Source organism: Pseudomonas sp. A6, assembly GCF_052367875.1.
Taxonomy (GTDB): Bacteria; Pseudomonadota; Gammaproteobacteria; order Pseudomonadales; family Pseudomonadaceae; genus Pseudomonas; species Pseudomonas citronellolis.
In genome coordinates, this window is sequence record NZ_CP198970.1 from 3,069,859 (window position 1) to 3,083,015 (window position 13,157).

Consider the following 13,157-nt stretch of genomic DNA (forward strand, 5'->3'; position numbering starts at 1 on the left):
TATGCCAGAATTGCGCAGTCCCGGCTGACGAATTTGGACATATCGGATGATGAAACCCGCCCTGGGCCCCCAGGAACAGACGGCCACCCCGCGCCGGCGCGACTCGGTGGCGGCCTATTTCGTGAAGGCCGCGCTGCACCGCCTGGCCGACCGCCCGCAGCGCGCCGCCGAACTGCTGGCGCAGGCCGGCATCGAGCCGCACTGGCTGGACGAGCCGCTGCACCGGGTGCCGGCGGAGGCGGTGACGCGCCTGTGGCTGCTGCTCACCGAGGAACTGGGCGACGAGTTCTTCGCCTTCGATTCCGCCGGCCTGCCGCGCGGCGCCTTCGCCATGGTCTGCCGCAGCGTGCTGCACGAGCCGGACCTGGGCCGCGCCCTGCGCCAGTGCCTGGCCGGCTTCAACCTGTTCCTGCGTGACATCCGCGCGCACCTGGAGCTGCGCGGCAACCGTGCGGCCATCGTGCTGTACACGCGCATCGACGACGCCACCCTGCGCTGCGTCGCCGAGGAAATCTACCTGAGCATGGTCATCGGCGTGGCCTGCTGGCTGGTGGGGCGGCGCATCAACCCCGACCGCGCCCGCTTCGGCCACCCGCAGCCGCCCCACGGCGCCGAGCCGCTGCTGTGGGGGCCGTGGATCCGCTTCGACGCCGACCACACCGAGCTGGAATTCAACGCCCAGCAACTGGCGCTGCCGGTGATCCGCAACTTCGCCAGCCTCAAGCAGTTCCTGCGCCAGGCCCCGGAGGGTGTGGTGGTGCGTTTCCGCAACCGTTCCGGGCTGTCGGCCAAGGTCTACCGCCGCTTGAAGGCCGGTGGTGACCTCGACTGGCCGTCCCAGGCGCAGATGGCCGCGCAGCTGGCGCTGAGCGAATCGGCCTTTCGCCGCCAGCTGGAGCGCGAGGGTTTTTCCTACCAGATGATCAAGCACGAGGTGCGCCGGGCGCTGGCCTTCGAGTGCCTGGACGACGCCAGCCTGAGCATCGCCGAGATCGCTGCGCGCTGCGGCTTCCAGGAGCCCAGCGCGTTCCACCGCGCCTTCCGCCAGTGGACCGGCATGAGCCCCGGGCGCTACCGCGCGGCCCGCGCCCAGGGCGGCGGCTGAACGGCGCCCGGCGGCGCTGAACCTTGGCCGGTGGCGGCAGTCTGAGGCTGGCCGTGTCGTCCATCAGCCGAGTCCACTGCCGTTCATGCGCCCCATCGCCCGTCGTCTGTCGTCGTGCCTGTCGTTCCTGCTCTGCCTTTCGCCCCTGCTGGCCGGCCCCGCCCGGGCCGGCGAGGAAAGCCGCCTGCTGGCGGCCATCAACGCCTACCGCGCGCATCCCTCGGGGTGTGGCGGAAGTATGCCGAGGCGGCTGGCGCCGCTGACGTCGCAGGCCAGCCTGGCGCTGCCGGTGGGCTTCGGCGGCGGCCTGCGCGAAGGCGTGCGGGCTGCCGGCTACCAGGCGCAGGTGGTGCGCAGTATTCGTCTGGTGGGTGCGGCCGATGCCGGGGAGGCCTTCGACATGCTGCGCGAGCGCTATTGCTCGGCGCTGCTGGACCCGCAGTTCGCCGATGCCGGCGTGAGCCGCGCCCGCGGCGAATGGCGCCTGGTGCTGGCGCGCTCGATGGGCGGCAGCAGCCTGGAGGACCCGCGCGCAGCGGGACGGGCGCTGCTGGCCCAGGTCAACGCGGCGCGTTCGCGGGCGCGGCTGTGCGGCGACCGGCGTTTCGCCGCGGCCCGGCCGCTGAGCTGGAGCCCGGCGCTGGGCGCGGCGGCGCAGGCGCACAGCCGGGCCATGGCGCGCGGCAACTACTTCGCCCACCGCGACCCCGACGGCGACACCCCGGCCGACCGCGCCCGCGCCGCCGGCTACCGCGGCCGCCAGATCGGCGAGAACATCGCCGCCGGGCAGGGCTCGACGAGCCAGGCCATGGCCAGTTGGCTGGCCAGCCCCGGGCATTGCGCCAACCTGATGAACCCGCTGTTCACTCAGGTCGGCGGCGCCTACGCCAGCGAGTCGCGCAGCGACCAGGGGGTGTACTGGACGCTGCTGTTCGGCGCGCCCTGAGGCAGCGGGCCTGCCCGCGTTTCGCGCGCAGGGCGCGCTCCTACATGGGAATGCGGTGGGTGGGGCTGCGCAGGAGCGGATCTCATCCGCGATAGCCGAAACCACCGGCGTCTTTCGTAGGATGGTGTTGAGCGAAGCGATACCCATCGCCGTGGCCGCATGGGTTTCGCCAAGGCTCAACCCATCCTACGAAAAGCGCCTCGGTGCAATCGGCAAGACAGTTGCTCCTACGATTGCGCCCAATCGTTGGGCGGAACACCGATGCCGGATGGCTCGCGCGGCCGGGGCCAATCGCGGACGGAGTCCGCTCCTACGTTACAGGTGAACACCGCCTTTCGTAGGAGCGAGCCGGGCCTGGCCGTACGGTAGGAGCGGATTCATCCGCGATCCCGCCGGCAGGGCCGGCGATGGGGAGGGGCGATGGGTATCGCTTCGCTCCACCCATCCTATGAAGGGCGCTTCGGCGCGGCCTGTAGGCAGTTGCGCCCAACAGGGGCCGGATGTGCCGTATTTTCGCGAGCCGGCCTGGCGGCGTCAGGCGCTGGAGGACTGCTGCGCCTGCGGGTTGCGGTAGTCCTTGAGCAGGCGCTTGATGGCCTTGTTGACGTTGCGCTTGGCCAGTTCGTCCAGGGAGAACCAGCGGCAGTCGGCAATTTCGTTCTGCGGCTGGGGGTTCTGCGGCTCGGGCAGGGCCGTTTCGAACACGTAGTGGAGGGTCTGGTACAGCTCCAGCGGAGCGAGGTAGGCCATGGCCTCCACCTGCAGACCGGTTTCTTCGGCCAGCTCGCGCTGGGCCGCCTGGCGCGGGGCCTCGTTGGCCTCGATGCGGCCACCGGGCAGGTTCCATTTGCGCCGGGCCTTGCGCACGAAAAGGATCTTGTCGTCCTGACGGCAGATCACTGTCGCCCGTTCCTTGATCGCACTACCCATGGGCACCCCCTGATACTGCTTGCCACATACATCTGTAATAGCAGACAACGCTTGTCATGAATTTGTCACAAAAAATAAGCAAGAACGGCGCCAGCCGGCGCGGCGCGCAGGATACGCAGGGGGGAAGGCAGCGTTCCATTTGAAACCGCTGATTCGGGCAATGGAAATTTCTGATCGGTCGGCGGGGGGATGGGCGGTTTTGGGGCGCGGTGTTCCGGCTTGCGCCGAGGTGCCTTTCGTAGGATGGGTTGAGCTTGCGAAACCCATGTGGTGGCGGTGATGGGTATCGCTTCGCTCAACCCATCCTACGGGAATGACCGAGCGCCGGCCTTGCCGGCGAAATCGCGGATAAATCCGCTCCTACATGGGAATGGCATGGCGCGTAGGAGCGGACTCCGTCCGCGATCAGCACACCGCGATATGCGAATCCGCCCGCGGTTCGGTGCCGCCGCAGAGCACGCCGGTCTGCGGGTCGCGGACGATGATCTGGCCGCGGCCGTAGTCGGTCAGGTCGCAGGCCACTTCCACCTCGTGGCCGCGGCGGGCCAGGGCGAAGGCGAGGTCGCGCGGGGCGCTTTGTTCTATGCCCACCTTCATCCCGCCCAGCCACTGCCAGCGCGGGGCGTCCAGCGCGGCTTGCGGGTTGAGGCCGAAGTCCACCAGGTTCATCACCACCTGCACGTGGCCCTGGGGCTGCATGTAGCCGCCCATCACGCCGAAGGGGCCGACCGCCACGCCGTCCTTGCTGAGGAAGCCGGGGATGATGGTGTGGAAGGTCTGCTTGCCCGGGGCCAGGGCGTTGGCGTGGCCGGGGTCGAGGCTGAATTCCGAGCCGCGGTTCTGCAGGGCGATGCCGCTGTCGGGCAGCACCACGCCGGAGCCGAAGCCGTGGTAGGCGCTCTGGATGAAGGAGACCATGTTGCCTTCGCCGTCGGCGGTGGCGATGTACACGGTGCCGCTGGCGTGCGGGTCGCCGTGTTGCGGCGCCTGGGCGCGCTCGCCGATCTCGGCGCGGCGGCGCGCGGCGTAGGCTTCGCTCAGCAGGGCGCTGGCGGCCACGCGCATGTGCTCGGGGTCGGTGATGTAGTGCAGGCCGTCGGCGTAGGCCTTCTTCATCGCTTCCAGCTGGCGGTGCCAGGTCAGTTGGCTGTCGCGCTGGTCGAAGTCGAAGCCCTGGAGGATGTTCAGCGTCATCAGGGCGATCAGGCCCTGGCCGCTGGGCGGGATTTCCCAGACGTCGTAGCCGCGGTAGTTGGCCTTGATCGGCTCGACCCATTTCGGCCGGTAGCCGGCCAGGTCCGCCACGCCCAGGTGGCCGCCGCTGGCCGCCGCGTGCGCCGCCAGGCGCTGGGCGATGGCGCCGCGGTAGAAGCTCTCGCACTTCGTCTCGGCCAGTTCGGCCAGCGTTCGTGCCTGGGCCGGGTTGCGGAACAGCTGGCCGGCGCGCGGGGCTTCGCCGTCGAGGGTGAAGGTGTCGAACCAGGCTTGCAGCACCGGCTCATCGGCGCGGCTGGCCTGGTACTCGCGGCGGGCGATTTCCCACTGGTGGGCGACCACCGGCGACACCGGGAAGCCGTCGCGGGCCAGGGCGATGGCCGGTTGCAGCAGCTCGGCGAAGGGCAGCTTGCCGAAGCGCGCGGACAGCTCGGCCCAGGCCGAGGGTATGCCCGGCACCGTGACCGGCAGCCAGCCGTGCACCGGCATCTTCCCGTGGCCGGCGGCCTTCACCGCGTCGATGGACAGCGAGGCGGGGGCGTGGCCGCTGGCGTCCAGGCCGTGCAGCTGGTCCTTGACCCAGACCAGGGCGAAGGCGTCGCCGCCGATGGCGCAGCCGGTGGGCTCGACCACCGTCAGCGCCGCCGCGGTGGCGATGGCCGCGTCGATGGCGTTGCCGCCGGCGCGCAGCATGGCGATGCCGGCCTCGGCGGCCAGCGGCTGCGAGGCGGCGACCATGCCGTTGCGGGCGAAGACGCTCTGGCGCTGGGAGGCGTAGGGGTATTCGTGGGCGGAGAAGTTAAGCATGGCAGGGCTCTTCGAAGGTCATTGGCCGGTCTTGATGCGGGTCCACTCGCGGGTGATCACGCGCTGGATGTTCGGCGGCAGGTCGGCGGAGACGAACAGCTTGTCGATCACCGCGTCGCTGGGGTAGATGCCGGGGTTGTCGCGCACCTTGGGGTCGAGCAGGGCGGTGGCGTCCTTGTTCGGGTTGGCGTAGCCGACGTAGTCGCTCACCGGGGCGATCACCTGCGGTTGCAGCAGGTAGTTCACCAGGGCCAGGGCGCCGGCCGGGTTCTGCGCGTCGCGCGGGATGGCCAGCATGTCGAACCAGAGGTTGGCGCCTTCTTTGGGAATCACGTAGCGGATGTCGATGTGCTTGCCGGCGTCCTTGGCGCGGCTCTGCGCCTGCATCACGTCGCCGGAGTAGCCGATGGCCACGCAGATGTCGCCGTTGGCGAGGTCCGTGGTGTAGCGCGAGGAGTGGAAATAGGTCACCGAGGGGGCGAGCTTCTGCAGCAGCGCCGAGGCCTTCTTGTAGTCGTCGGGGTTGTGGCTGTTGGGGTCCAGGCCGAGGTAGTGCAGGGCCTGGGGGATGATCTTCACCGGCGCGTCGAGGAAGGCCACGCCGCAGTCGTGCAGCTTGGCCAGGTTCTGCGGCTTGAACACCAGGTCCCAGGAGTCCACCGGGGCGTCGGCGCCGAGCGCGGCCTTGACCTTGTCGGCGTTGTAGCCGATGCCGACGGTGCCCCACATGTAGGGCACGGCGTATTTGTTGCCCGGGTCGGCGGCCTCCAGGCGCTGCATCAGGCGCGGGTCGAGGTGGTTCCAGTTGGGCAGCCTGCTGCGGTCCAGCGGCTGGTAGACGCCGGCCTTGATCTGCTTGGTGAGGAACTGGCTGGAGGGCACCACCAGGTCGTAGCCGGAGTGCCCGGAGAGCAGCTTGGCCTCGAGCATCTCGTTGGTGTCGAAGACGTCGTACTGGACCTTGATGCCGCTGTCCTTCTGGAAGTCCTTGAGGGTATCCGGGCCCATGTAGTCGGACCAGTTGTAGAAGCGCACGAGCTTGTCGTCGGCCTGGGCGACGGCGCAGGCGAGCAGGCTGAGGCTGGCGAGCAGAACGCGGTGGCGCATGGCTTGTCCTTGTCTGTTCAGAGTACGCGGCTGAGGAATTCCCGCGTGCGCGGGTGATGGGGGTTGCCGAACACCTGGGCCGGCGGGCCTTCTTCGATGAGCTCGCCCTGGTGCAGCACCACCACGCGGTCGGCCACTTCGCGGGCGAAGCCCATCTCGTGGGTCACCACCACCATGGTCATGCCTTCCTCGGCCAGCTCCTTCATCACCTGCAGCACCTCGCCCACGGTTTCCGGGTCCAGCGCGCTGGTGGGTTCGTCGAAGAGCATCGCCTGGGGCTTCATCGCCAGGGCGCGGGCGATGGCCACGCGCTGCTGCTGGCCGCCGGAGAGCTGCGCCGGGTAGTGCTCGGCCTTGTCCGCCAGGCGCACCCGGGCGAGCAGGCGGCGCGCCTGTTCGAGGGCTTCGCCGCGGGGCACGCCGAGCACCTGCACCGGCGCCTCGATGATGTTCTCCAGCACCGTCATGTGCGGGAACAGGTTGAAGCGCTGGAACACCATGCCGATGTCGCGGCGGCGGCGGGCGATGTTGCTTTCCGAGTCGCGCACCAGCTTGCCGTCGGCGCGCTCGCGGTAGCCCATCAGCGCGCCGTTGACGCGGATGCTGCCGCCCTGGATGTCTTCAAGGTGGTTGATGCAGCGGATGAAGGTGGTCTTGCCCGAGCCGGAGGCGCCGATCAGCACCACCACCTCGCCGCGGTGCACGTCCAGGGACACGCCCTTGAGGATCTCCAGCTCGCCGAAGGCCTTGTGCACGTCGCGGGCCTGGATCACCACGTCTTTCGCGGTCGGGATCATCTCAGCGCCCCCTCAGCAGTTTCATGGCCTGCTGGCCGAACATCCGGCTCGGCGCCGCCGGGGCGTTGCCCTCGGACTTGCCGAAGCGTTTCTCCAGCCAGCGCTGGAAGAAGCCCCAGAGGGTGGTCAGCAGCAGGAAGTAGATGGCCACCACCAGGTACAGCTCGAACACGCGGAAGGTCGCCGAGGTGACCATCTGGGTGCTCAGCAGCAGTTCCTGCACGCCGATCACGCTGACCAGGGTGGTGTTCTTCAGCATCACGTTGAATTCGTTGCCCAGCGGCGGGACGATGACGCGGAAGGCCTGGGGCAGGACGATGCGCCGCATCAGCTTGGCGAAGGTCATGCCCAGGGACTTGCCGGCCTCGTACTGGCCCTTGTCCACCGCGCCGATGCCGGCGCGGATGATCTCGGCCATGTAGGCGCCCTCGTTGAGGCCCAGGGCGATGATCGCCGCCTGGATGTTGCCGGGCAGGACGAACAGCCCCAGGTCCAGGTCCTCGAAACGGAACACCCCGCCGGCGGCCAGCGCCGTGTAGAGGAAGACGATCTGTACCAGCAGCGGGGTGCCGCGCATCAGCCACACGTAGAAGCGCACCGGGTACTGCAGCAGCGGGTTGGACGACAGCCGCATCAGCGCCGCCAGCAGCCCGAGCACGCAGCCCAGGAGCATGGCGCTGACGGCGATCACGCAGGTCAGCCAGAGCCCGTACAGGTAGATGTCGCTCGGCTTGAGCAGGTATTGCCAGAACACGTCCCAACTGAAGTTCATGGTCGGTCACCTCGGCTCAGTCGAGCTTGTCGCCTTCGATGTGCCACTTGGCGAGCAGCGCCTGGTAGCTGCCGTCGGCCTGCATGTCCTGGATGATCTGCTGCACCGCCGCGCTGAGCTGCTTGTCTTCCTTGCGGATGCCCAGGCCGGTGAGGATGCGGGCGAAGGCCGGCACGCCGATCTCGAACAGGTCCGGGGCCATGCCCTGGTAGTAGCCGGCGGTTTCCACGGTGGTGCCGTAGGCGTCGGCCTGCTGGATGCGCAGGGCCTGGAAGGCGTCGGTGTCGGTGTTGTAGACGACGACTTTCATCGGCGCCTTGCCGGCCTGCTTCAGCTTCTCGTTGTGGGCGTCGAGCAGGGTGCGGATGGTCGAGCCGTTGAGCACCGCCACCTTCTTCCCGGACAGGTCGTCGAGGGTGTGGATGCCCTTGGGGTTGCCCTTGGCGACCACCACGGCCTGGCTGGAGTACATGTAGTTGACCATGTCGATCACTTCGCGCCGCTCGGGCTTGTCGAACAGCTGGTCCACCAGCATGTCGCACTGCCGGGCCAGCAGCGCCGGGATCAGCCCGGAGAAGGGCGTCACCCGCCATTCGATTCTCTTGTCGCCCAGGCGCTTGGCGATGGCTTCGCCGAGGTCGACGGTGACCCCGGTGAGCTTCTGCGAGGCGTCGTAGAAGCCCATGGGCGGGGAGTCCATGCCGCCGCAGAAGACCACCTTGTCGGCGGTTTTCAGGCGGTCGGGGATTTTCACCGCGTCGGCGTGCGCCAGCGGGGCGGCCAGGCAGAGGGCGAGAAGGCACTGCGGGATCCTGCGTACGAACATGTTCAGCTCCAGTGGGCGAGGTTGCCGGGGCAGTTCAACGGGACAGGCGAAGCGTGGGTCTCAGGCGCCCTTTGCTTCGAGGAACTTCAGCAGCGAGGGTACGGTGCCCTCGATGTGCTCGCAGAGCACCCGCTCGGCTTCGCGGGCGTCGCCGCTGCGCAGGGCGTCGAGGATCACCGCGTGCTCCTCGCGGGCGCTCATGGGCTTGTCGACGTGCTGCAGCCACAGGCGCATGTGCGGCTCGATCACCGAGTACAGCGCGTTGATCTGGCGCAGCAGGCGCGGGCGCTCGGCGAGGCTGCAGAGGTATTCGTGGAAGACGCGGTGGCGGCTGACCCACTCGGCGCTGTCGTCGCGGTAGTCGTCCATCTCGTCGAGCAGGCGTTCCAGGCGCGCCAGTTGGCGTTCGCCCAGCTTCGGCACGGCGAGGCGGATGGCCAGGCCTTCGAGGGCGCTGCGCATCTCGAAGACTTCGCGCATCTCCTCGATGTTCAGCCCGCTGACGATGGCGCCGCGGTTCGGCCGCAGCGTCACCAGGCCCTCGGCGGCCAGGCGGCGGAAGGCTTCGCGCACCGGCATGCGGCTCATGCCGATGTCGTTGGCGATGTCTTCGGCGATCAGGCGGTCGCCGGTGCGGTACTGGCCCTTGCAGATGGCGTCCAGCAGGTAGCTGTAGGCCTCTTCCTCGGCGGTCACGGGTTGGCGGTCGTAGTTGGGTACCAGGCGCATGGGGCGCTCCTTTTGGATTTATGTATCCAATTATCCATGCATGCAATTAAGCAGATGCCGTGCCAGGATCGGTGATCGAGACACAAACCGTTGATTCGCTGGCGATTTGGTTGGGATGGAGGAGGGCGGCGGGGTGCTGGATGGGCATCGAACGGTAACGTCCGGCGCTCGTCGTGCGTCATGTTGATGCACGGCGGGCACTTTTGTAACGCGGGCGGACGTTCGTCAGGACGGCGCCGGGGGATGTGCCGTGGCCGCGGCGGCGTGCGTCGATGCCTGGGTTGGCACTGTCAGCTCCGCTTCGCCCCGCGACAACCGGTCTCAGCCGAAAGAATGGTCGTGATGCCCATCCTTGACGCTTCGCTCGGCGCCTGGTCAGCTTGGCGCGGGCGCTTCGGGGGTGCTTGCTGGTTCGTTGGCGCTTGCAATTTGACAGCTGTGTTCCAAGCTAGGTCAGGGCATCGCTTTCTGTTAAGGTTCGCGGATTCGATGGCGCGCACAGCGCCGGATTCCACTCTAGTTATGCATGAGGTGCTGTGTGATCAAGGTGCTGGTGGTCGATGACCACGATCTGGTGCGCACCGGAATTACCCGCATGCTGGCCGACATCGAGGGCCTGCAGGTGGTGGGCCAGGCCGAATCCGGCGAGGACGCCCTGCGCCTGGCCCGCGAGCTCAAGCCCGACGTCGTCCTGATGGACGTGAAGATGCCCGGCATCGGCGGCCTGGAAGCCACCCGCAAGCTGATGCGCAGCCAGCCGGACGTGCGCGTGCTGGCCGTGACCGTCTGCGAGGAAGACCCGTTCCCCACCCGCCTCATGCAGGCCGGCGCTTCCGGTTACCTGACCAAGGGCGCGGCGCTTGAGGAAATGGTCCAGGCCATCCGCCAGGTCTTCGCCGGGCAGCGCTACATCAGCCCGCAGATCGCCCAGAGCCTGGCGCTGAAGTCCTTCGAGCCGGAGAAGGGCGGTTCGCCGTTCGACTCGCTGTCCGAGCGCGAAATCCAGATCGCCCTGATGATCGCCAACTGCCACAAGGTGCAGAGCATCTCCGACAAGCTCTGCCTGTCGCCCAAGACGGTGAACACCTACCGCTACCGCATCTACGAGAAGCTCTCCATCACCAGCGACGTCGAGCTGGCGCTGCTGGCGGTGCGCCACGGCATGGTGGATGCCAGCAACTAGATGAGCGCGGTGTTCGATTCGGCGGCCTACCTCGCCACCTGCAGCGGCCGCCCCGGCGTCTACCGCATGTTCGATGCGGACGCCAAGCTGCTCTACGTCGGCAAGGCGAATAACCTCAAGAAGCGCCTGGCCAGCTACTTCCGCAAGACCGGCCTGGCGCCCAAGACCGCCGCCCTGGTGGCGCGCATCGCCCAGGTCGAGACCACCATCACCGCCAACGAGACCGAGGCGCTGCTGCTGGAGCAGACGCTGATCAAGGAGTGGCGGCCGCCGTACAACATCCTTCTGCGCGACGACAAGTCCTACCCCTACGTCTACCTGTCGAGCGAGGACGAATACCCGCGCCTGGCCCTGCACCGCGGCGCCAAGAAAGCCAAGGGCCGCTACTTCGGGCCCTACCCGAGCGCCGGCGCCATCCGCGAGAGCCTGGCCCTGCTGCAGAAGGCCTTCCAGGTGCGGCAATGCGAGGACAGCTACTTCCGCAACCGCACCCGGCCCTGCCTGCAGTACCAGATCAAGCGCTGCAAGGGGCCCTGCGTCGGCCTGGTCGGCCCCGAGGAATACGCCCAGGACGTGCGCCACTCGGTGATGTTCCTCGAAGGCCGCAGCAACCAGTTGGCCGAGGAGCTGAGCACCGACATGGAGCAGGCGGCCATGCGCCTGGAGTTCGAGCGCGCCGCCGAGCTGCGCGACCAGGTGGCCATCCTGCGCCGCGTGCAGGACCAGCAGAGCATGGAGGGCGGCAACGGCGACGTCGACGTCATCGCCGCCATGGTCAACCCTGGCGGCGCCTGCGTGCACCTGATCAGCGTGCGCGGCGGGCGCGTGCTGGGCAGCAAGAACTTCTTCCCCCAGGTGGGCATAGAAGAGGAGGTCGACGAGGTGCTGCTGGCCTTCCTCGGCCAGTACTACCTGAGCCACCACGAGCGCGAGCTGCCGGCGGAGCTGATCGTCAACGCCGTGCACGAGGACTTCCCGGTGTTGATCGAGGCTATCGCCACTGCCCGCGGCCGCGAACTGGAGATCAGCCACCGGGTGCGCGGCACCCGCGCGCGCTGGCAGCAACTGGCGATCACCAACGCCGAACAGGCCCTGGCCGCGCGCCTGGCCAACCGCCAGCACGTCGCCGCGCGCTTCGAGGCCCTGGCCGAAGCGCTGGACCTGGACGAGCCGCCGCAACGCCTGGAGTGCTTCGACATCAGCCATTCCAGCGGCGAGGCCACGGTGGCCTCCTGCGTGGTGTTCGGCCCCGAGGGCCCGCTGAAGTCCGACTACCGGCGCTTCAACATCGAGGGCATCACCGGCGGCGACGACTACGCCGCCATGCACCAGGCCCTGACGCGGCGCTTCAGCCGCCTGAAGGAGGGGGAGGGCAAGATGCCCGACATTCTCCTGGTGGACGGCGGCAAGGGCCAGTTGGCCATGGCCCGGGAAGTGCTCCAGGAGCTGGCGGTGAGCGGGCTGATCCTGCTCGGCGTGGCCAAGGGTGTGACGCGCAAGCCGGGCCTGGAGACCCTCTACCTCAACGATGCCGAGCACGAATTCACCCTGCCGGCGAATTCCCCGGCGCTGCACCTGATCCAGCAGATCCGCGACGAATCGCACCGCTTCGCCATCACCGGCCACCGCGCCCGCCGCGGCAAGGCCCGGCGCACCTCGAGCCTGGAAGAAGTGCCGGGGGTAGGGCCCAAGCGCCGCCGCGAGCTGCTCAAGCATTTCGGTGGGTTGCAGGAACTGGGCCGCGCCAGTATCGATGAGATCGCCAAAGCCCCGGGCATCAGCAAAAAGCTGGCCGAGCAGATTTATGCTGCCCTGCACAGCGAGTAGAATGCCGGGCTCAACTCACCGGCCAGTGGTCCCGATGAATATTCCGAATCTGCTCACTCTGCTCCGCGTCCTGCTCATCCCGATCTTCATCCTGCTGTTCTACATGCCGTTCCCGGGCAGCCACCTGGCCTCCAGCGCGGTATTCGCCCTGGCCGCGGCGACCGACTGGCTGGATGGGTATCTGGCGCGCAAGCTGGGGCAGAGCACGCCCTTCGGCGCCTTCCTCGACCCGGTGGCGGACAAGCTGATGGTGGCGGTGGCGCTGGTGCTGCTGGTGGAAGAGCACGCCAACCTCTGGCTGACGCTGCCGGCGGTGATCATCATCGGCCGCGAGATCGTGGTCTCGGCGCTGCGCGAATGGATGGCCGAACTGGGCGCCCGCGCCCACGTCGCCGTATCCAACCTGGGCAAGTGGAAGACCGCCGCGCAGATGGCCGCGCTGGTGATCCTGCTGGCCAACGCCCCGCTGTTCACCTTCTGGGTGCTGCTGGGCTACGGGCTGCTGATCGTCGCCGCGGCCCTGACGCTGTGGTCCATGCTGCACTACCTGCTGGCCGCCTGGCCGCACCTGAGCACCACCCCGAAAGAGAAATAACTTTTTTTGAATCAAAGGGTTGACGAGGCTCCAGAAAAAGATAGAATGGCGCCCGTCAACACGACGCGGGAATAGCTCAGTTGGTAGAGCACGACCTTGCCAAGGTCGGGGTCGCGAGTTCGAGTCTCGTTTCCCGCTCCAAATATCGACCTGCAGATGTCCACTGGCATTTGCAAGTCACTGAAAAAAGGGCCGAAAGGCCCTTTTTTCGTTCTGGCGCCATTTGCTGGAATCCCCCCCAAAAAAGCTTTAAGAGCCTGCCAATCTGCTCTCCATGGGCTGAGCAGGGCCCAATACGCGCTATCCAGCGGCATGGGC

At 67.8% G+C, this 13,157-nt stretch carries 12 protein-coding genes and 1 tRNA gene; 6 read left to right on the forward strand and 7 right to left on the reverse strand.

The annotated features are described in order from the left end of the window. Nucleotides 1-46: 46 nt before the first annotated feature. Complete coding sequence (locus ACTWJ5_RS13875) at nt 47-1,105, forward strand: AraC family transcriptional regulator (RefSeq protein ID WP_444439075.1); 1,059 nt, start codon at nt 47-49, stop codon at nt 1,103-1,105. An 85-nt stretch (nt 1,106-1,190) separates the two neighbouring features. Further along, the gene (locus tag ACTWJ5_RS13880; RefSeq protein WP_444439077.1) at nt 1,191-2,051 is read left to right on the forward strand and encodes a CAP domain-containing protein; all 861 of its coding nucleotides are present in this window, start codon (nt 1,191-1,193) and stop codon (nt 2,049-2,051) included. Nucleotides 2,052-2,585: 534 nt separating this feature from the next. Here the strand turns inward: ACTWJ5_RS13880 and ACTWJ5_RS13885 are convergent. From ACTWJ5_RS13885 to ACTWJ5_RS13915, 7 genes are all read right to left on the reverse strand, one after another. Continuing rightward, nucleotides 2,586-2,981, reverse strand: coding sequence for an NUDIX hydrolase (locus ACTWJ5_RS13885; RefSeq protein WP_052267932.1), 396 nt, complete (start codon nt 2,979-2,981; stop codon nt 2,586-2,588). A 405-nt stretch (nt 2,982-3,386) separates the two neighbouring features. Continuing rightward, nucleotides 3,387-5,003 carry a gamma-glutamyltransferase family protein gene (locus ACTWJ5_RS13890; RefSeq protein WP_444439078.1) on the reverse strand — a complete coding sequence of 539 codons (1,617 nt, stop codon included), beginning with the start codon at nt 5,001-5,003 and terminating at the stop codon, nt 3,387-3,389. An 18-nt stretch (nt 5,004-5,021) separates the two neighbouring features. Continuing rightward, on the reverse strand, nt 5,022-6,110 hold the full coding sequence (locus ACTWJ5_RS13895; RefSeq protein WP_261746327.1) for a polyamine ABC transporter substrate-binding protein: 1,089 nt from the start codon (nt 6,108-6,110) through the stop codon (nt 5,022-5,024). 17 nt (nt 6,111-6,127) lie between these two features. After that, the gene (locus ACTWJ5_RS13900; RefSeq protein WP_043318903.1) at nt 6,128-6,907 is read right to left on the reverse strand and encodes an amino acid ABC transporter ATP-binding protein; all 780 of its coding nucleotides are present in this window, start codon (nt 6,905-6,907) and stop codon (nt 6,128-6,130) included. 1 nt (nt 6,908) lies between these two features. Continuing rightward, the gene (locus ACTWJ5_RS13905) at nt 6,909-7,679 is read right to left on the reverse strand and encodes an amino acid ABC transporter permease (RefSeq protein WP_058489249.1); all 771 of its coding nucleotides are present in this window, start codon (nt 7,677-7,679) and stop codon (nt 6,909-6,911) included. A gap of 16 nt (nt 7,680-7,695) precedes the next feature. Beyond that, nucleotides 7,696-8,505 carry an ABC transporter substrate-binding protein gene (locus tag ACTWJ5_RS13910; RefSeq protein WP_444439081.1) on the reverse strand — a complete coding sequence of 270 codons (810 nt, stop codon included), beginning with the start codon at nt 8,503-8,505 and terminating at the stop codon, nt 7,696-7,698. A 60-nt stretch (nt 8,506-8,565) separates the two neighbouring features. Then, on the reverse strand, nt 8,566-9,234 hold the full coding sequence (locus tag ACTWJ5_RS13915) for a GntR family transcriptional regulator (RefSeq protein WP_043318899.1): 669 nt from the start codon (nt 9,232-9,234) through the stop codon (nt 8,566-8,568). A 538-nt stretch (nt 9,235-9,772) separates the two neighbouring features. On the opposite strand from ACTWJ5_RS13915, the gene gacA reads away from it, so the two are divergent. The 4 genes from gacA to ACTWJ5_RS13935 all read left to right on the forward strand — a co-directional run bounded on the left by gacA (nt 9,773) and on the right by ACTWJ5_RS13935 (nt 12,980). Then, nucleotides 9,773-10,417: a response regulator transcription factor GacA gene (gene gacA, locus ACTWJ5_RS13920; protein ID WP_009619673.1), complete on the forward strand. Its 645-nt coding sequence runs from the start codon at nt 9,773-9,775 to the stop codon at nt 10,415-10,417. Continuing rightward, nucleotides 10,418-12,244, forward strand: a complete 1,827-nt coding sequence (gene uvrC / locus ACTWJ5_RS13925; protein ID WP_444439084.1) for an excinuclease ABC subunit UvrC — start codon at nt 10,418-10,420, stop codon at nt 12,242-12,244. Between the two features lie 34 nt (nt 12,245-12,278). Continuing rightward, nucleotides 12,279-12,839, forward strand: a complete 561-nt coding sequence (gene pgsA / locus ACTWJ5_RS13930; protein WP_074979477.1) for a CDP-diacylglycerol--glycerol-3-phosphate 3-phosphatidyltransferase — start codon at nt 12,279-12,281, stop codon at nt 12,837-12,839. 65 nt (nt 12,840-12,904) lie between these two features. Continuing rightward, nucleotides 12,905-12,980 (forward strand) — tRNA-Gly (locus ACTWJ5_RS13935). Nucleotides 12,981-13,157: the final 177 nt, after the last annotated feature.

Bases quoted from the DNA above. Each gene is read 5' to 3' on its own strand.
- ACTWJ5_RS13875 (WP_444439075.1), top strand. From the start codon at position 47: ATGATGAAACCCGCCCTGGGCCCCCAGGAACAGACGGCCACCCCGCGC.
- ACTWJ5_RS13880 (WP_444439077.1), top strand. From the start codon at position 1,191: ATGCGCCCCATCGCCCGTCGTCTGTCGTCGTGCCTGTCGTTCCTGCTC.
- ACTWJ5_RS13885 (WP_052267932.1), bottom strand. From the start codon at position 2,981: ATGGGTAGTGCGATCAAGGAACGGGCGACAGTGATCTGCCGTCAGGAC.
- ACTWJ5_RS13890 (WP_444439078.1), bottom strand. From the start codon at position 5,003: ATGCTTAACTTCTCCGCCCACGAATACCCCTACGCCTCCCAGCGCCAG.
- ACTWJ5_RS13895 (WP_261746327.1), bottom strand. From the start codon at position 6,110: ATGCGCCACCGCGTTCTGCTCGCCAGCCTCAGCCTGCTCGCCTGCGCC.
- ACTWJ5_RS13900 (WP_043318903.1), bottom strand. From the start codon at position 6,907: ATGATCCCGACCGCGAAAGACGTGGTGATCCAGGCCCGCGACGTGCAC.
- ACTWJ5_RS13905 (WP_058489249.1), bottom strand. From the start codon at position 7,679: ATGAACTTCAGTTGGGACGTGTTCTGGCAATACCTGCTCAAGCCGAGC.
- ACTWJ5_RS13910 (WP_444439081.1), bottom strand. From the start codon at position 8,505: ATGTTCGTACGCAGGATCCCGCAGTGCCTTCTCGCCCTCTGCCTGGCC.
- ACTWJ5_RS13915 (WP_043318899.1), bottom strand. From the start codon at position 9,234: ATGCGCCTGGTACCCAACTACGACCGCCAACCCGTGACCGCCGAGGAA.
- uvrC (WP_444439084.1), top strand. From the start codon at position 10,418: ATGAGCGCGGTGTTCGATTCGGCGGCCTACCTCGCCACCTGCAGCGGC.
- pgsA (WP_074979477.1), top strand. From the start codon at position 12,279: ATGAATATTCCGAATCTGCTCACTCTGCTCCGCGTCCTGCTCATCCCG.